The 18,211-nt window shown below is 71.1% G+C and carries 15 protein-coding genes; 10 read left to right on the forward strand and 5 right to left on the reverse strand.

Annotated features, from left to right (window positions below):
* Nucleotides 1–35: 35 nt before the first annotated feature.
* Nucleotides 36–461 carry a hypothetical protein gene (locus O7607_RS16445; protein ID WP_269704079.1) on the reverse strand — a complete coding sequence of 142 codons (426 nt, stop codon included), beginning with the start codon at nt 459–461 and terminating at the stop codon, nt 36–38.
* Entirely contained in the window at nt 458–2,302 is a 1,845-nt protein-coding gene (locus O7607_RS16450; protein ID WP_269704080.1) for a PspC domain-containing protein, read from the reverse strand. Before O7607_RS16450 ends, O7607_RS16445 begins: the two co-directional genes overlap by 4 nt.
* Nucleotides 2,303–2,478: 176 nt before the next feature.
* Between O7607_RS16450 and O7607_RS16455 the strand changes: the two genes are divergently transcribed.
* The 7 genes from O7607_RS16455 (at nt 2,479) to O7607_RS16485 (ending at nt 10,831) form a co-directional block, all read left to right on the forward strand.
* Nucleotides 2,479–3,729, forward strand: a complete 1,251-nt coding sequence (locus O7607_RS16455; protein WP_269706995.1) for an ATP-binding protein — start codon at nt 2,479–2,481, stop codon at nt 3,727–3,729.
* A gap of 1 nt (nt 3,730) precedes the next feature.
* A complete protein-coding gene (locus tag O7607_RS16460; RefSeq protein WP_030501521.1) occupies nt 3,731–4,408 on the forward strand; it encodes a response regulator in 678 nt (225 codons plus the stop codon).
* A gap of 586 nt (nt 4,409–4,994) precedes the next feature.
* Nucleotides 4,995–6,638 (forward strand): peptide ABC transporter substrate-binding protein, encoded by a 1,644-nt coding sequence (locus tag O7607_RS16465; protein ID WP_269704081.1) that lies wholly within the window; start codon nt 4,995–4,997, stop codon nt 6,636–6,638.
* Nucleotides 6,639–6,782: 144 nt separating this feature from the next.
* On the forward strand, nt 6,783–7,709 hold the full coding sequence (locus tag O7607_RS16470; protein WP_121685977.1) for an ABC transporter permease: 927 nt from the start codon (nt 6,783–6,785) through the stop codon (nt 7,707–7,709).
* Between the two features lie 75 nt (nt 7,710–7,784).
* Complete coding sequence (locus O7607_RS16475; protein ID WP_269704082.1) at nt 7,785–8,768, forward strand: ABC transporter permease; 984 nt, start codon at nt 7,785–7,787, stop codon at nt 8,766–8,768.
* 25 nt (nt 8,769–8,793) lie between these two features.
* Nucleotides 8,794–9,822: an ABC transporter ATP-binding protein gene (locus O7607_RS16480; RefSeq protein ID WP_269706996.1), complete on the forward strand. Its 1,029-nt coding sequence runs from the start codon at nt 8,794–8,796 to the stop codon at nt 9,820–9,822.
* The gene (locus tag O7607_RS16485) at nt 9,815–10,831 is read left to right on the forward strand and encodes an ABC transporter ATP-binding protein (RefSeq protein WP_145754060.1); all 1,017 of its coding nucleotides are present in this window, start codon (nt 9,815–9,817) and stop codon (nt 10,829–10,831) included. The genes O7607_RS16480 and O7607_RS16485 overlap by 8 nt, the downstream gene beginning before the upstream one ends.
* Before the next feature lie 85 nt (nt 10,832–10,916).
* Here the strand turns inward: O7607_RS16485 and O7607_RS16490 are convergent, their stop codons facing one another.
* Complete coding sequence (locus O7607_RS16490) at nt 10,917–11,270, reverse strand: chorismate mutase (protein WP_269704083.1); 354 nt, start codon at nt 11,268–11,270, stop codon at nt 10,917–10,919.
* Between the two features lie 287 nt (nt 11,271–11,557).
* Between O7607_RS16490 and pcrA the strand changes: the two genes are divergently transcribed.
* Complete coding sequence (pcrA, locus tag O7607_RS16495; RefSeq protein ID WP_269704084.1) at nt 11,558–14,005, forward strand: DNA helicase PcrA; 2,448 nt, start codon at nt 11,558–11,560, stop codon at nt 14,003–14,005.
* A gap of 61 nt (nt 14,006–14,066) precedes the next feature.
* Here the strand turns inward: pcrA and O7607_RS16500 are convergent, their stop codons facing one another.
* Nucleotides 14,067–14,840, reverse strand: a complete 774-nt coding sequence (locus O7607_RS16500) for a M23 family metallopeptidase (RefSeq protein WP_269704085.1) — start codon at nt 14,838–14,840, stop codon at nt 14,067–14,069.
* 250 nt (nt 14,841–15,090) lie between these two features.
* Nucleotides 15,091–15,801 (reverse strand): M23 family metallopeptidase, encoded by a 711-nt coding sequence (locus O7607_RS16505; RefSeq protein ID WP_269704086.1) that lies wholly within the window; start codon nt 15,799–15,801, stop codon nt 15,091–15,093.
* A gap of 402 nt (nt 15,802–16,203) precedes the next feature.
* Between O7607_RS16505 and O7607_RS16510 the strand changes: the two genes are divergently transcribed.
* Both O7607_RS16510 and sucC read left to right on the forward strand, forming a co-directional pair.
* Nucleotides 16,204–16,608 carry a cobalamin B12-binding domain-containing protein gene (locus O7607_RS16510; protein WP_269704087.1) on the forward strand — a complete coding sequence of 135 codons (405 nt, stop codon included), beginning with the start codon at nt 16,204–16,206 and terminating at the stop codon, nt 16,606–16,608.
* A gap of 422 nt (nt 16,609–17,030) precedes the next feature.
* Entirely contained in the window at nt 17,031–18,209 is a 1,179-nt protein-coding gene (sucC, locus tag O7607_RS16515) for an ADP-forming succinate--CoA ligase subunit beta (protein WP_269704088.1), read from the forward strand.
* Nucleotides 18,210–18,211 lie beyond the last annotated feature (2 nt).

An 18,211-nucleotide genomic window follows, 5' to 3' on the forward strand; every position in this document is an offset into this window, starting at 1 on the left:
ATAGGCCGCGTCCGAAGGGCGCCGCAGTGGCGCGGTCAGGCCGGATCCCCCGGCGTACGGCGTTCCGGAGCCGCCTCGCCGGCCGGTGGATCGAGCGCCGGCAGTTCACGGGTGGCCGGCTCCGCGGAGTCGGTGGTGGCCCGGGTGGCCCACTCGTCGGCGCCGTCGGTCGTCTTCGTGTCGGTGACCGCCTCCGCGTCGGCGGGAGTCTCCGCGCCGGCGGCCGGGGAGCCGTACGGTGCCGCGACAGTGACGTCCGGGGCGGGTTGTTCCGGCGCGCGGCCGGAGCGCAGCGCGCCGATCAGTCCGAGCAGGCCGATCAGCACCAGCCCGCCGGCCAGGAACCAGCCGACCGGAGGTACGGAGAGACCCAGGATCCGGGCCAGCAGCCACCAGACGGAGAGGCCGAGGAAGACGAGTCCGAAAGCGAACGACACGATGTCGGTACGGTGTGCCTTCATCGGGTCACCTCCAGCTTGCCGGCGTTCACGTGGACGAAGAGGCGCAGCTTGCCCCCACCGGGACCGTCGGCACCGGCGTCGGTGGTTTCCCACTGGCGACCGCCGAGCCCGCCGCTGCGCCGGCCGAAGACCGTGGCGTCACCGGCGTTCACGTCGGCCACAGTGGTCACGTCGACATTCGGCGGTACGACCACGGTCGCGTTGCCGAGGTTCACGTCGACGGTCACCTGGACGTCCTGCTTGTCGAAGTCGATCCCGCGCAGGTCGAGCGTCGCGTCACCGAGGTTGTTCTCGTACCGGTTCGCCAGGTCGCGCAGGTCGGTCGGGGCCCAGGTGACGTTGCCGTCGATGCCGCGTACCCGGTCGTAGGACTCGGCGACGGTGGCGATGCCGAGCGCCGCGGCGGTCACCAGGCCCAGGGCGATCAGCCAGCGGGCCCGGCCGAACCAGGTGCCGACGAGCAGGCCGAGGCCGATGGTCGCGAGCACCGCGGCGAAGTAGCCGGCGGCACCGACCGGGAAGACGTCGAGCAGGTCGAGCATGGCCACCACGCCGAGCGCCAGGAAGATCAGCGAGAACGTGATCGCGCCGAGCGCCGAGCGCTCCTTGGGCCGCTTCGGTGGCCGGGGCGGCCGGACCGGTGGCGGGACGGGTGGCTTCGCCGCGTAGGGGCCGTGCGGGGCGAACGGCGGCCGGTAACCGCCGGGCGGCAGCGGTGCGCCCACCGGCGTGGGCGGCGGCACGGCGCCCGGCTCGCCCGGCCAGGCCGGGTTCCCGCCGTACGCGGGCCAGGCGGCGGTGTCGGCGGCCGACCCGGTCACGTGCGGCATCGCGACAGTCGTCGGCTCGGACGGGCCCGGCCGGGTGCCGGACGCGGCCGGCCAGCCCGGCGCCGGCAGCGTCGGGTAGCCGGTACCGGAGGGGCCCGGCTCGCGCTCCGCGTCGGACGTGGCCGGGTACCCCGGCTCGGACCCGGGCACCGGCGGGTAGCCCGGTTCGGCGGCGGACGCCGGGGACACGGACGCCGGGGGGTAGCCCGGCTCGGGGCGGCCGGCCGGCGGGTAGCCGGGCTCCGGGTGGGTGGCGGGCAGGCCGCTGGACGGTGCCGCTCCGGGGGGTACCGGCGTGGCCGGCCCGGCGGGCGTGCCGGTCCACGGCGCCGCGGGGGGAGCCGCGGTCCACGCGCCCGGTGCCGGGGCCTGCGGTGCGGGCCAGGCCACCGGTGGCACCGGACCCGGCGGGGGACCGTGCGGCGGCGCCTGCTGCGGCGGCCGCTGCCCCGGGCCGCGTTGCTCGCGGTTGAGCAGGAGCGCGCCGCCGATGAGGATCACCGCGCCCAGCAGGATCGCCCGGAACCCGTCGGTGACGACGTAGGCGAAGCCGAGCGCCACCACGATGCCGAGCACGATCACCGTGATCGGGGACATGCTGGACCGGCCCCGGCCGAGCATGGCCTCCACCGGCGAGGCGGTGTCGCCCTCGCCGGGGATGATCAGCCAGCCGGCGACGTACACGATGATGCCGATGCCGCCGAAGAAGCCGAGCACGGCCAGCAGCACGCGCCACAGCACCGGGTCGGTGTTCGTGGCCCGGCCGATGGCGGCGCACACCCCGGCCAGGTAGCGGCCCTCGCGGGGGCGTACCAGGCCGTACCGGGTGGTGAAGCCGGCGGCGCCGGGCGGTGGGGCGTACCCACCGGGTGGCGGACCGCCGAACGGCGTGCCGCCGCCGGGCGGCGGGGTCGCCTGGTCGGTGGTGGGCGCCGCTCCCGGCGGGGGCGGCGGCGGGGCGTCCTGTGCTGCCGCCCAGGGGCGGGGCGGACGGGCAGCGTCCTCGTTCATGCCTTCGATACTGCTGCCCCGGCCGCCCGAGCAGCCTCCGGACCCGACCCTGACCCCACCCTGAGATCCGCCGCCGGTGAAACTCCGGGGCGTCCCCGTGGTCCGGGGCCTCGCCGCCGTGTGACGATCTGAGCGTCGGTGCCGCCGGCACAACCGCCTCGACCTGGGAGCCTCCGATCAGCAGCACCCCCGCCCCGCACGCCCCGCGCCTCTACCGGGCCACCGACCACCGGCTGGCCGCCGGGGTGGCCGCGGGCATCGCCGAGCACCTGGGCATCCCGGTGCTGCGGGTACGCGTGGCGTTCATGGTGCTGCTCGGGCTGAGCGGGCTCGGGCTGCTGCTCTACGCCGCCTTCTGGGCGGTGGTTCCGCCCCGCCCCGGCGACACCGCCGTCCCGCCCCGTCGCGACCTCGCCCAGCTGCTGCCGTTCGTGGTGATCGGGCTCGGTGTGCTGCTGCTCCAGGTGGTCGCGTTCAACTCGGTGGGCGCGGCCGGCACCGCCGGCTGGCTGGTGGCGATCATCGCGGTCGGCGCCGGCGTCATCTGGCACCAGTCCGGCCCGGAACGCCGCCGGCAGTGGGGTGACTCGGCGGTGCCCTGGCTGGGCGCGGTGGTGGAGGAGAGCGACAGGCGCGCGTTTGTGCTGCGCTTCATCGGCGGCGGCGTACTCGTCGCGGTGGGCATCATCGGCGTGGCGGCCGTCTACTCGCCGGCGCAGAACTTCGACGCGGTGCTCAACGGCGTGATCTTCGCGCTGGTCGGGCTGGCCGGCGTGGGTGTGGTGACCGGTCCGGTGCTCTGGCGCACCTGGAACCAGCTCCGCTCGGAGCGGGAGGGCCGCATCCGTGAGCAGGAGCGCGCCGAACTGGCCGCGATGGTGCACGACCAGGTGCTGCACACGCTGGCCCTGATCCAGCGCAACGCCAGCGACGTCAAGACCGTCCAGCGGCTGGCCCGGGGTCAGGAGCGTTCGCTGCGCAACTGGCTCTACAAGCCGGCCGCGTCGCCCACGGAGCGCTTCGCCGCGGCCCTGGAGCAGGCCGCCGCCGAGGTCGAGGACACGTTCGCCATCACCGTCGAGGTGGTCGTGGTCGGCGATCGGGAGACCGACGAACGGGTGGGCGCGATCGTGGCCGCAGGCCGGGAGGCCCTGGTCAACGCGGCCCGGCACGCCGGCGTGCAGACCGTGTCGCTGTACGCCGAGGTGGAGCCGGAGCAGGTGAGCGTGTTCGTCCGGGACCGGGGCAAGGGCTTCGACCCGGATACGGTGGAGAATCACCGGCACGGCGTCCGGGGCTCGATCATCGGACGGATGAAACGGCACGGCGGCCGGGCGGAGATCCGGTCCGAGCCTGGGGAAGGGACCGAGGTCCGGCTGATCCTGCCGATCAGCGGCTCCGGATCCACGGCGGAAAGGGACAAGTGACATGTCCGAGCAGGAACCGGTCGAGGGTACGGCGCCGCGCGGGCCGCTGCGGGTGTTCCTCGTCGACGACCACGCGATGTTCCGGGCCGGCGTCCGCGCCGAGCTGGGGGCGCGCGTGGAGGTGGTCGGTGAGGCCAGCTCGGTGGCCGAGGCGGTGACCCGGATCGCCGCCACCGCGCCGGACGTGGTCCTGCTCGACGTGCACATGCCCGACGGCGGTGGCCGCGCGGTGCTGGAGGCGATGCGGCGTACCCACCCGCAGGTGCGGTTCCTGGCGCTGAGCGTCTCCGACGCCGCCGAGGACGTGATCGGCCTGATCCGCGCCGGCGCGCGGGGGTACGTCACGAAGACGATCTCGCCGGAGGAGCTGACCGACGCGATCCGGCGGGTGGCCGACGGCGACGCGGTGTTCAGCCCGCGGCTGGCCGGGTTCGTGCTCGACGCGTTCGCCTCCCGGCCGGACGCGCCGGTGGCCGACCCCGAGCTGGACCAGCTCACCAACCGCGAGCGCGAGGTGCTGCGGCTGCTCGCCCGGGGGTACGCGTACAAGGAGATCGCCAAGGAGCTCTACATCTCGATCAAGACGGTCGAGACGCACGTCTCCAACGTGTTGCGCAAGCTCCAGATGTCGAACCGGTACGAGCTCTCCCGCTGGGCCGCCGACCGCCGCCTGGTCTAGAAATCCCACGTCCGCCCGGGGGCGGGGCCTCGGCGGCCTCGTACCCCCGGGCGCCTCTGTCGCCCGCTCAGTCGGTGTGGCATCATCCGGACGGACAGAAAACGCGACAGTCGCGCGTCCGTGGGAGTCGCCCAGGCCGGCGCGGTGAACGTCACAACCCTCCCTGCCGCAGGGATGCTTGTCGACCTTTCTATGCCCGTCTTGCCTGTTCAGGGCCCTATCGTCCGTACGCTTTGTGATCTTTTCTCAAGTATCGGCAACGTGGCGAGCAACTAACGGCTTGATAACGGCACCTTCACGGAAAGGGCCGGTTGGTGTCACAGTGGCAGCACCTCACCCCCCGGTGTGAGGCATCTCGTCGGGCCTGCCGACCACGTGACGCCGCCATCAGCGCCGCCGCGTGGCCGACGGCCCTGCGCGATGTCTCGTCCAGGGTGTGGCGCCCGGCGGATCGGTACCCCTGGGGTGTCCCGAATTCCTCTGCGGTAAACCGGCGTCCTGCGGCTCGGGTCGCCGGTGGTGTCACCCCCAAAGACGTGCGTGAAACTCACGACGGAACCAGGTTAGAAAGAGGAGGCCCCTCGGAATGAGAGTCTCGAAGCGGGCGAGCGGCGCGCTCGCGGTGGGCGCGGCATTCGCGCTCGTCGCGTCCGGCTGCTCCAGCGGGAACAACGACGGTGGCGACGCCGGCGCCAGCTCGGACGGCGCCATCGTCATCGACGGCACCCAGCCGGAGAACCCCCTGGTTCCGGCGAACACCACCGAGACCGGTGGCGGCGCGATCATCGACTGGATGTGGAGCGGTCTGGTCGAGTACCCCAACAACGGTGGGGCGCCGCAGAACCTTCTCGCCGAGTCGATCGACACGAGCGACTCGAAGGTCTTCAAGATCAAGATCAAGCAGAACACCAAGTTCCACGACGGCACCACCGTCAAGGCCGAGAGCTTCGTCAAGGCCTGGAACTGGGCGGCGTACGGCCCGAACGGCGCGCAGAACGCCTCCTTCTTCTCCGACATCCAGGGCTTCGACGAGGTCTACACCGAGGACCCGGACGGCCCGGAGGGCCCGCAGAAGGCTCCGGAGCCGAAGGCCAAGGAGATGTCCGGCCTGAAGGTCGTCGACGAGTGGAACTTCGAGGTCACGCTCACCGCGCCGACCGCCGTGTTCCCGACCAAGCTCGGCTACAGCGCCTTCGTGCCGCTGCCGGACGCGTTCTTCTCGTCCGACCCGGCGACGTTCGGCAAGAAGCCGATCGGTAACGGCCCGGTCAAGCTCGTCTCCTGGCAGGACGACGTCGAGATCAAGCTGACCCGCTTCGACGACTACAGCCTGCGCGACAAGATGAAGATCAAGGACGTCACCGTCAAGATCTACCAGGACGACACGGCGGCGTACAACGACCTGCTCGCCGGCAACCTGGACTTCCAGCAGCAGGTTCCGGTCTCCGCGCTGGCCGGTGAGAAGTGGAAGACCGACCTGGGCGAGCGGGCCATGGCCTCGACCACCCCGTCGACCGGCATCATCGCCTTCCCGATCTACGACAAGCGCTTCCAGAACCCGAAGCTGCGCAAGGCGATCTCGCTGTCCATCGACCGGCAGTCGATCACCGACAAGATCTTCTTCGGTACCCGCAAGCCGGCCGACAGCTGGGCCAACCCGCTGACCCCGGGCGCCGAGCCGGGCAACTGCACCGCCTGCAAGTTCGACGTGGAAGAGGCCAAGAAGCTCCTCGCCGAGGCCGGTGGCTTCCAGGGCAAGCTGACCCTGTCGTACAACGCGGACGCCAGCCACAAGGAGTGGATGGAGGCCGTCGCCCAGCAGATCAAGACCAACCTGGGCATCGACGCGGTCGCCGTCGGCGTGCCGACCTTCGCGGTCTTCCGCGCCAACATCAACGCCTACAAGATGACCGGCGCGTACCGGGCCGGCTGGCAGCAGGACTACCCGGACGTGGAGAACTGGATCAACCCGCTCTACGTCACCGGTGGTTCCTCGAACGACGGCAAGTACAGCAACTCGCAGGTGGACGCCCTCGCCAAGGAGGCCACCGCGGCCCCCAGCATCGAGGAGGCCCACAAGAAGTTCGCTGAGGCCGTCAAGATCATCGACCAGGAAGTCCCGTCGATGCCGATCTACTTCGGTGGCCAGCAGTCCGGCCACTCGGAGAAGATCAAGAAGCTGGAGCTGACCAACGTCGGCGAGCTCGACATCACCTCGGTCGAGCTCTGATCCGAACGGTCTGACCCCGGGTCGGGCTCGCCTACCGGTGAGCCCGACCCGGGGCCGTTCCGCGAGGGGGTGTACAACGAACCCCTCGCACGTTGTCGCCGCCGCGCCGGCTCACCCGGCGCTCCCTGTCTGGAGGACCACCCCATGGGCCGTTATCTCTTGAGACGGCTGCTGCAACTCGTGCCGGTGTTCATCGGCACGACGTTCCTGATCTACTGGCTCGTCTGGTCCGTGCCCGGTGACCCCTTCGCCGGCAAGTGCGGCGACCGCGGTTGCCCCCCGAACTACCGGGCCATGATGACCGAGAAGTACAACCTCGACGAGTCGATCTGGGTGCAGTACGCCAGCTACATGAAGAACCTTCTGCAGGGTGACTTCGGTATCACGTTCGGCGGTCGCGAGATCAGCGACATCATCGCCACGTCGTACCCGAACACCCTGAAGCTGGCGGTGGTCGCCCTCGCCATCGAGGCCGTGATCGGTCTCGGCGCGGGCATCCTGACCGGTCTGCGGCGCAACGGCTTCCTGGACAACCTGGTCCTGGTCTCCACCCTCTTCCTGATCGCCCTGCCGGTCTTCGTCATCGGCTTCGTGCTGCAGTGGCTGCTGGGCGTCAAGTGGGGCATCATCAACCCGACCGTGTCCAACGAGATGCGGTTCAGTGAACTGATCGTGCCGGGCTTCGTGCTCGGAAGCGCATCGATGGCGTACATCGCCCGGGTGGCGCGTACGAGCATCGCCGAGAACCGGCGTGCCGACTACGTCCGTACCGCGATCGCCAAGGGCCTGCCCATGCGCCGCGTGGTCGGCGTGCACCTGCTGCGCAACTCGCTCATCCCGGTGGTCACGCTGCTCGGCACCGACCTCGGCGCCCTGATGGGTGGCGCGATCGTGACCGAGGGCATCTTCGGCATCAACGGCATCGGCCGGCAGGTGCTCCGCTCGATCGTCACGAAGGAGAGCGCTACCGTTGTCGGCATCGTGGTGGTGCTGGTGCTCGTCTATCTCGTGATGAACCTGGTGGTCGACCTGCTCTACGCCGCCCTCGACCCGAGGATCCGCTATGAGTGACCGCCGCAGCGAACGAATCGTCCCAGCAGTCTGCGCGGGCAACCACGCCCGCGCCGAGCGCAACGAGGTGCGGGCATGAGTGACCCGAATACCGCGTCGATCGTGACGACGCCGCCCGCGACCATGCCCACCCAGGCCGGTTCGGGCGCTCCCACCAACGCCGGCCTGCCGGAGAGCGCGAAGCAGCAGAAGCCGCGTGGTCTGCTCGGCGACGCCTGGATCGACCTGCGCCGCAAGCCCTTGTTCTGGATCTCGGCGACGATCATCGTGGTGTTCCTCGTGATGGCGGCCTTCCCCTGGCTGTTCACCTCCGGCGACGCGGTCAACGGCACGCTGGAGCGCAGCCGGGTCGAGCCGTCGTCGGCCGCGTGGTTCGGCTACGACGTGCAGGGCCGCGACGTCTACGCCCGGGTCATCTACGGCGCCCGCGCCTCGATCGTGGTCGCGGTGGTCTCCACCGCCCTGACGCTGCTGGTCGGCGGCACGATGGGCATCATCGCCGGCTACCGCGGCGGCTGGGTGGACGCGCTGCTGTCCCGCATCGCGGACATCTTCTTCGGCCTGCCGTTCGTGCTCGGCTCGATCGTCATCCTGACCACGTTCAACGGGTCCGGCACCGACAACGGCGAGTGGACGATCATGGGGCTGGTCATCCTGTCCCTGAGCGTGCTGAGCTGGCCGGTCGTGATGCGGCTGATGCGCTCCTCGGTGCTCGCCACCAAGGAGGCCGACTACATCGTGGCGGCCCGCGCGCTCGGCGCCGGCACCGGCCGGATCATCCTCAAGCACCTGCTGCCGAACTGCCTGGCCCCGCTGCTGGTCTACGGCACGATCATGGTCGGTTCGTTCATCGGCGCGGAGGCCACGCTCTCGTTCCTGGGCATCGGCCTGAAGAGCCCGGTCGTCTCCTGGGGCATCATGATCAGCGAGGCGCAGAACTACATCCGGGTCTCGCCGTTCCTGCTGTTCTTCCCCGCCGCGTTCCTCGTCGCCGCCGTGCTGAGCTTCGTCATGCTCGGTGAGGCGGTCCGCGAGGCCCTCGACCCGAAGCTCCGTTAGGGGAACTGAGTTGTCCGACATTCTCGTGTCCGAGCAGTCCGCCCCGGGCGCCGACGGATCCGGCCGCCCCTCGGGCCGCCTGCTCGAGGTCGACGACCTTCGGGTGGAGTTCCGCACCCGGGACGGCGTCGCCAAGGTCATCAACGGGGTCACGTACCACGTCGACGCGGGGGAGACCCTCGCCGTGCTCGGCGAGTCCGGCTCCGGCAAGAGCGTCACCGCGCAGACCATCATGGGCATCCTGGACACCCCGCCCGGGTTCGTCACCGGCGGGCAGGTCCGCTTCCACGGCAAGGACATGCTCACCATGTCCGCGGAGCAGCGGCGGCGGATCCGGGGCGAGGGCATCGCCATGATCTTCCAGGACTCGCTCTCCGCCCTCAACCCGGTTTTCACCGTCGGCTTCCAGATCGCCGAGCAGTTCCGCGTCCGGCGCGGCATGAGCCGCTCGGACGCCAAGAAGCGCGCGATCGAGATGCTCGACCAGGTGAAGATCCCCAACGCCAAGGGCCGGTTCAGCAACTACCCGCACCAGTTCTCCGGCGGTATGCGGCAGCGCGCCATGATCGCCATGTCGCTGGCGCTGGACCCCGAGGTGCTGATCGCCGACGAGCCGACCACCGCGCTGGACGTGACCGTGCAGGCCCAGATCATGGACCTGCTCGGCGAACTCCAGCGGGAGCGGCAGATGGGCATGATCCTGATCACCCACGACCTCGGCGTGGTCGCCGACGTCGCGGACCGGATCGCGGTCATGTACGCCGGCCGGATCGTCGAGGAAGCCGACGTCTACGACCTGTACCGCAAGCCGGGACACCCGTACACGCTCGGCCTGCTCAACTCGATCCCGCGGATGGACGAGAAGGGCCAGGAGCTCCGCACCATCAAGGGCCTCCCGCCGAACCTGATGAACATCCCGCCGGGCTGCGCGTTCAACCCGCGGTGCCCGATGGCGCAGCCGGTGTGCCGGGAGAAGGTCCCGCCGCTGCTGCAACTGGGCAACGGCCGGGCCAGCGCCTGCCACTTCGCCGAGGAACTGGTGAACCGTGACTGAGAACATCATCGAGGTCCGTGACCTGGTCAAGCACTACCCCGTGACCCGGGGTGTGGTGTTCAAGAAGACCATCGGTCAGGTCAAGGCGGTCGACGGCGTCTCCTTCGACCTCAAGGCCGGCGAGACGCTCGGCGTGGTCGGCGAGTCCGGCTGCGGCAAGTCGACGCTGGCCCGGGTGCTGATGAACCTGGAGAAGCCGACCGGCGGCCAGGTGCTCTACAAGGGCCAGGACATCTCCAAGCTCTCCGGTGGCGCGCTGCGGCGGCTGCGCCGGCAGATCCAGCTGGTGATGCAGGACCCGTACACCTCGCTGAACCCCCGGATGACGGTGGGTGACCTGATCGGCGAGCCGTTCGAGATCCACCCCGAGGTGGCCCCGCGCGGCAGCCGGCGCAGCAAGGTCAAGGAGCTGCTCGACCTGGTCGGTCTCAACCCGGAGCACATCAACCGGTACCCGCACCAGTTCTCCGGCGGTCAGCGGCAGCGCATCGGCATCGCCCGGGCGTTGGCGCTGCGGCCCGAGGTGATCGTCTGCGACGAGCCGGTGTCGGCCCTGGACGTCTCGATCCAGGCCCAGGTGATGAACCTGCTGGAGAAGCTCCAGGCCGAGTTCGGGCTGTCGTACGTCTTCATCGCCCACGACCTGTCCGTGGTGCGGCACCTCTCCGACCGGGTCGCGGTGATGTACCTGGGCAAGATGGTGGAGATCGGCACCGAGGACGAGATCTACGAGCGGCCGACCCACCCGTACACCCAGGCACTGCTGTCGGCGGTGCCGGTGCCGGACCCGACCGTGCGGGAGAGCAAGGCGATCATCCGGCTCCAGGGCGACGTGCCCTCGCCGGTCAGCCCGCCCTCGGGCTGCCGGTTCCGCACCCGGTGCTGGAAGGCGCAGGACGTCTGCGCCCAGGAGGTGCCGCTGCTCCAGATCCGGCCGGGCTCGGACCACCCGAGCGCCTGCCACTTCGCGGAGAAGCGGGAGATCGTCGTCACCCACGAGGTGGCCTGATCCGTTCCGGACCGCCTGCCGGTGTCAGCTCGACGCCGGCAGGCGGTTCGTCGTCTCCGGGGGCGTCACGGCGTCCGCCCGGACGTCACAGCGGGCCGCGACCGGCGCGCAGCAGCAGGAGCGCCAGCTGGGTGCCGTCGGCGCCGAGTTCGCCGCGGAACCGCTCCAGGATCTCCCGCTCGCGGGAGAGCACGAGCCGGGTCCCGCCGGAGGCCATCCGGGTCGCGCCGACCTCCTGGGAGAGCGCGGCCCGCTCCTGCCAGAGCGCGATGAGGGTGCTGTCGATCTCGTCGATCCGCCGCCGGATCTCCCCGATCCGCTCGGCGGCCGCCGCGTCGTCGGTGCCGGTCCGGGACGCCGCAGCGTCGGTCGGGTCGGCGCCGGCCGGCCGGCCGTTGCGCGCCGGGCTGCCGCTGGACTCCACCACGTCAGTCATCATCGTCGTCCCTCTCGGGGCTCGGGCCCGGTACCCGGATCCCGGGACGGAAACGCCCCGGGCTCGGGGAGCCCGGGGCGTTTCGTAGGTCTGTGATCAGGCGCGACCCACGGCTGCCGGACTCCCGGTGCCGTAGTAAAAGTAGAAGCGCTGATCGAACACGTCGTCGAGTATGCCGACCACCCGGGCGGGCGCGCAAGAAGACGCACCAACAGGTGAGACGTGCGGCGCGCGCCGAGCGGTGGCGCGGGCGGGGAAGTGTCCGCCCGGCGGCATAGACTCGGGCTGCGATGCATCCTCTCTTCGACATCCCCACATCCCCGTCCGCGCCGGAGTCCCCGCCCGCGCCGGAGTCCCGGCCGACCCCGCCGCGCCGCCCCGGGGCCGCCGGGTCGGACCCGCAGGCCCTCCTCGACGGCCTGAACGGCCCCCAGCGGGACGCGGTGACCCACGCCGGCTCCCCGCTGCTGATCGTGGCCGGTGCCGGGTCCGGCAAGACCCGGGTGCTGACCAACCGGATCGCCTACCTGCTCGCCGCCCGCGACGTGCACCCCGGCGAGATCATCGCGATCACGTTCACCAACAAGGCCGCCGGCGAGATGAAGGAGCGGGTGGCCGCGCTGGTCGGCCCGCGCGCCCGGCTCATGTGGGTCTCGACGTTCCACTCCGCCTGCGTACGCATCCTGCGCGCCGAGCACGAGCACGCCGGCCTGAAGTCGACGTTCTCGATCTACGACGCGGACGACTCGCGCCGGTTGATGCAGATGGTCGCCCGCGAGCTGGACCTGGACCCGAAGCGCTACCCGGCCCGGGGCCTGGCCGCCCAGGTGTCGAACCTGAAGAACGAGCTGGTCGACCCGGAGGAGTTCGCCGGCCGGGCCAAGGGGCCGAACGAGCGGGCGCTGGCCGAGGCGTACACGCTCTACCAGCGGCGGCTGCGCGAGGCGCACGCGCTGGACTTCGACGACCTGATCATGACGACCGTGCACCTGCTCCAGTCGCACCCGCACGTGGCGGAGAGCTACCGGCGGCGGTTCCGGCACGTGCTCGTCGACGAATACCAGGACACCAACCACGCCCAGTACGTGCTGATCAAGGAGCTGGTCTCCGGCACCGAGGGGATCCCGCCGGCCGAGCTGTGCGTGGTCGGTGACGCCGACCAGTCGATCTACGCGTTCCGCGGCGCCACCATCCGCAACATCCTGGAGTTCGAGCGGGACTTCACCGACGCCCGCACGATCCTGCTGGAGCAGAACTACCGCTCGACCCAGACCATCCTCAACGCGGCGAACGCGGTCATCGACCGCAACACCTCCCGCAAGCCGAAGCGGCTGTGGAGCGACGCCGGGTCCGGCGAGCAGATCGTCGGGTACGTCGCCGACACCGAGCACGCCGAGGCCGACTGGGTGGCCCGGGAGATCGACCGGCTGGTCGACGACGGCGACACCCGCCCGGGCGACGTCGCGGTGTTCTACCGCACCAACGCCATGTCCCGCGTGTTCGAGGAGGTGTTCATCCGGGTCGGCCTGCCCTACAAGGTGGTCGGCGGGGTGCGCTTCTACGAGCGCAAGGAGGTCCGCGACGCGCTCGCGTACCTGCGCGCGGTGGTGAACGACGACGACACGGTCAGCCTGCGCCGCATCCTCAACACCCCGCGCCGGGGCATCGGCGAGCGGGCCGAGGCGTGCGTGGAGGCGCTGGCCGCGCGGGACCGCATCTCCTTCGGGGCCGCGCTGCGCCGGGCCAAGGACGCACCGGGCATCTCGACCCGGGCGGCGAACGGCATCGCCGAGTTCGTCGCGCTGCTCGACGCGGCCCGGGAGCTGGCCGACACCGGCACGCCGGAGGAGGTGCTGGAGGCGGTGCTGACCCGCTCCGGCTACCTGGCCGAGCTGGAGGAGAGCCTCGACCCGCAGGACGCCGGCCGGGTGGACAACCTCCAGGAACTGGTGAGCGTCGCCCGGGAGTACACCGAGCGGATCGAGGCGCTCGGCGCCGACGACGAGCGGGCCACGCTCGCGGGGTTCCTGGAGCAGGTGGCGCTCGTCGCCGACGCCGACCAGATCCCTGCGTCACCGGGCTCGGCGCCTGACGGCGCCGAGGCAGACGACGCCACGCCTCATCAGGGCGTGGTCACCCTCATGACGCTGCACACGGCGAAGGGCCTGGAGTTCCCGGTGGTCTTCCTGACCGGCCTGGAGGACGGCGTCTTCCCGCACCTGCGCTCGCTCGGCGACACCCGCGAGCTGGAGGAGGAGCGGCGGCTGGCGTACGTGGGCATCACCCGGGCCCGCCAGCGCCTCTACCTGTCCCGCGCGGTGACCCGCTCGGCGTGGGGCGCGCCCGCCTACAACCCGCCGTCGCGGTTCCTGGAGGAGTTGCCGCCGGAGCTGGTCCGCTGGGAGCGCACCGAGGGGTCGTACACCTCGTGGGGTGGCGGGGGCGGCGGCGTCGGCGGCCGGGCGGACCGCGTGGGCCGCGGTGGCTTCGCCGGCGGCACGCCGAAGGCGACCGAGCTGGCGAAGCGGCTGGGCGTGGACGCCAGCCGGCTGTCCACCGCGAGCGAGCTGAAGCAGGCCCCGAAGGTCTCGGCCGGCGACCGGGTCAACCACCAGCGGTACGGCCTGGGCCGGGTGCTGGCGGTGGAGGGTGCCGGGCCGGGTGCCCGGGCGCAGATCGACTTCGGCGACCAGACCATGTGGCTGGTGCTGCGGCACGCCCCGATCGACAAGCTCTGAGCGCCGAGCGGGCCCGGTCCGGCTTGTGGCCGGGCCGGGCCCTCCTCGTTTCGTGGTGCTGTCAGCAGGCCACGTCGATGCCCCGGGCGCGCAGGAACGGCGCCGGGTCGATCTGGTTCCACATCGCGCCCTGGTGCACCTCGAAGTGCAGGTGCGGGCCGGTGGAGTCGCCGGTGGAGCCCTCGTAGCCGATGACCTGACCGGCCTTGACCGTGTCGCCCACGGCGACGGCGAGCCGGCTCTGGTGGGCGTAGTGGGTCAGGTAGCCGTTGTGGTGGTCGATGAAGACCGAGATGCCGTAGCCGTCGCCCACGTCACCGGCCTTGACCACGGTGCCCGCCGCGGCGGCGTGGATCGGTGTGCCGGCCGGCATGGCGAAGTCGATGCCGGCGTGCTGGGTGCCCCAGCGGGGCCCGTAGCAGGACGTGATGCCGGCGCCCTTCATCGGGATGACCCAGGTCGGCTTCTTCGCGACCGTCTTCTTCTTCGGCTTGGGCTTGGGCTTCGCGGTCGCCGTCTTCTTCGGTGCCGGGGTGGTCGTGGTCGCGCTCGGGCTCGGCGACGGGCTGGCCGGTACGGGCGACGGGGTGAGCGGCTCGCGGGCCGAGCGGTCGGCGCGGGCGGCGTCGTCGGCGCGGGCCGCGGCACCGAGGTCGACGGCGGCCGGTGTGGGGTCGGCCGGGGCGGTGGTGACGACGACGCCACCGATGCCGAGGCCGAGCAGGGCCACCGCGCCGGTGACCACGTAAACGGTGCGCCGGGCGCGGCGAGGACGCCGGTGCCGGGCGGGAGCGTTGTCCGGGGTGGGGCTGCTGTGCTGCACGGGATCCTTCATCGGTTCGAGGGGCACGTGACCTCGAAATACTGGTGTCGGTGCAGGTCGCAGCGGGTATCGGGGGTGCGGAGGCGGTGGCCTGCCCGGTCACCGCGCGTCCGGTTGTGGACCGGGCGTCCGGCTCGGTCGAAGAGACGATCATCGACTGGCGTGTTCCCGCTCACACTCGCCGGTGTGACGTGGCAGACATCGGCACAGAGGAAACCGCCCGGACCATACGATCCGGGCGGTGACGGGGCGGTACGGAGCGTCAGGACGCGGCTACGTCGCTGTAGAACTCCTCGAGCTCGAGCTGGATGTTCACGCCGCGGTCCTTCAGGAACGCCACCGGGTCCTGCGGCTGGCCCTTGACATGGATCTCCAGGTGCAGGTGGGAGCCGTAGGAGTGGCCGGTGTTGCCGACCAGGCCGAGCTGGTCACCGGCCTTCACCTCCTGGCCCTCCTTGACCGTCACCGCGGAGGAGTGGCCGTAGATGGCCTCGCTGCCGTCGGAGTGCTTGACGATGACGGCGTAGCCGTAGCCGCCGAACCAGCCGGCCTTGGTGACGGTGCCGGCGTGGACCGCCTTGTAGGGCGTGCCCTCCGGGGCGACCAGGTCGACGCCGGTGTGCAGCTTGCCCCAGCGCATGCCGTACGGGGACTTGAAGTCGTAGCCGTGCAGCGGCAGGAGCCATGGGTCCTGCTCGGTGGCCTTGCTGTCGGAGCGGTCGGAACGGGAGGCGGTGTCCGCGCTCTTGCCACGGTCGGCGGCGTCCTGGCTGGCGACCGAGGCCTGCCGGAGCTCGTCGAGGACCGACGGGTTGACGCTCTTGGCGTCGGGGAGGGCGTTCGCGCCGATGGCGACGATGCCGGCGCCGACGAACGCGGTGGTGACCACCGCGGCGTAGCGGCTCCGCGGGGGCGTGGGTACGCGGCGGCGGCCGCGATAGCGATCGGGCTCAGACGACAGGCGCTGGCGCACGCACACCCTCCGTTGTCGGGGATCCGATGCGACTCCGGACCGTTCGGTGAAGCTCTGTCGAACCTCCGGTGTCGCGTCGTCACCCGTCCGTGGACCTGATGACAACCGTGGACACGTTAGCCAACCGCCACTCCTGTCACAAGCCGAAGCGCCGAAATGCTGATTCGTTATGTCCAATTCCATCCGACCTTGTCATATCTCGTGCCGCCGGTCGGGTGGCTTGTCGACTGCCCATTCGTCGCGGACAGTGACCGAACGGCGGAGGTGTCCGGCTTTCCGCGTACCCGGGTGGGCGGTAGGGGCCTGGCTCGAATGTGGGAAGGTCCGGCCCGGCTTCCCGCCTCCCGTCCGGCCGGGTTACCGTTCGTTCAGGTCAGGAGTGCCGGTGAAAGGTGTGCGCAGATGAGCTCTCGTATCCGGGTCGTCGTCGCGAAGCCCGGCCTGGACGGCCACGACCGGGGGGCGAAGGTGGTCGCCCGCGCCCTGCGCGACGCGGGCATGGAGGTCATCTACACCGGCCTGCACCAGACGCCCGAGCAGATCGTCGAGACCGCCATCCAGGAGGACGCGGACGCGGTCGGCCTGTCGGTGCTCTCCGGCGCGCACATGACGTTGTTCAAGCGGGTCGTCGAACTGCTGACCGAGCGCGAGGCCACCGACATCGTGGTGTTCGGCGGCGGCATCATCCCCGAGGCCGACATCCCGGAGCTGGAGCGGCTCGGCGTCGCGAAGATCTTCACCCCGGGTGCCACCACCGGGTCGATCGTCGAGTGGGTACGGGAGAACGTGGCCCAGCCGGTCGGCTGACCGCCGCGTTTCCGGCCCCGGGCACGGGGGAGGGGCCGGACGCACCCCTCACACGTCCGGCCCCTCTATGCACGATGCCCCGCCGCCACCCCTCGACCGACAGGGCATCGGCCGCTCCCGTCGTCGCGCTTGACCAGCGCGCCGACATCACACTCAACGACGCCCCCGACGGGCGGTTACGCCCCGGCCCGGACATCCCCCGGACGGCTGACGCCCGCGCGTGCCGGCGCGGTCGCGACCGGCCCGGCCGGGTCCGGCCTGTGCATTACCGCACACACCGCACCCGCTCGGTTGCCGCCGGTTCCCATCTCGTTAGGCTGCGGCAAATGGCCTGTCTGTTCTGATGACAGGCGTCAAACTGATTTTCCGAAGCTGGTGGCGGCGCGACGGCGCGCCGCGGAGACGGGACGGGACGCGCAAACGTGGACCTGTACGAGTACCAGGGGCGGGACCTGTTCGAGCGGCACGGCTTGCCCGTGCTCGCCGGCGGCGTCGCCACGACCCCGGAGGAGGCCCGCGCGATCGCCGAACGCCTCGGCGGCCGGGTGGTCGTCAAGGCGCAGGTGAAGGTCGGTGGCCGCGGTAAGGCCGGCGGCGTGAAGCTGGCCGAGGGCGCGGAGGAGACGGTGGCCCGGGCCACCGACATCCTCGGCATGGACATCAAGGGTCACACCGTCCACAAGGTCATGATCACCGTGACCGCGGACGTGGCCGAGGAGTACTACTTCTCATACCTGCTCGACCGGGCGAACCGCACGTTCCTCTGCATCGCCAGCGTCGCCGGCGGCATGGACATCGAGCAGGTCGCGGCCGAGACGCCGGACCGGGTCGTGAAGGCGCCGATCGACGCCAACACCGGCGTGGACGAGGCGAAGGCGCGCGAGATCGTCAGCGCGGCCGGCTTCCCGGCCGAGATCGCCGACCAGGTGGTCGAGGTCGCGGTCAAGCTGTGGCAGGCGTTCATGGCCGAGGACGCCACGCTCGTCGAGGTGAACCCGCTGGCCACCACCAAGGACGGCAAGCTGCTGCTCCTGGACGCCAAGGTCACCCTGGACGAGAACGCCGGGTTCCGGCACCCGGACCACGAGGCCCTGGTCGACCAGGCGTCGGTGGACCCGCTGGAGCAGGCCGCGAAGGCCAAGGACCTCAACTACGTCAAGCTCGACGGCGAGGTCGGCATCATCGGCAACGGCGCGGGCCTGGTCATGTCCACGCTCGACGTGGTCGCGTACGCGGGCGAGCGGCACGGCGGCGTCAAGCCGGCCAACTTCCTCGACATCGGCGGCGGCGCGAGCGCCGAGGTGATGGCGAACGGCCTGGAGATCGTCCTGTCCGACCCGTCGGTCAAGAGCGTCTTCGTCAACGTCTTCGGCGGCATCACCGCCTGCGACGCGGTCGCCAACGGCATCGTGCAGGCGCTGGCGCTGCTGGAGCAGCGCGGCGAGAAGGCCACCAAGCCGCTCGTCGTGCGCCTCGACGGCAACAACGCCGAGGCCGGTCGGGCGATCCTCGACGACGCGGCCAACCCGCTGATCCAGCGGGTCGACACCATGGACGGCGCGGCCGAGCGGGCCGCCGAGCTGGCAGCTGCGGGGGTCTGACA

Source organism: Micromonospora sp. WMMA1949, from assembly GCF_027460145.1.
Classification (GTDB): Bacteria; Actinomycetota; Actinomycetes; order Mycobacteriales; family Micromonosporaceae; genus Micromonospora.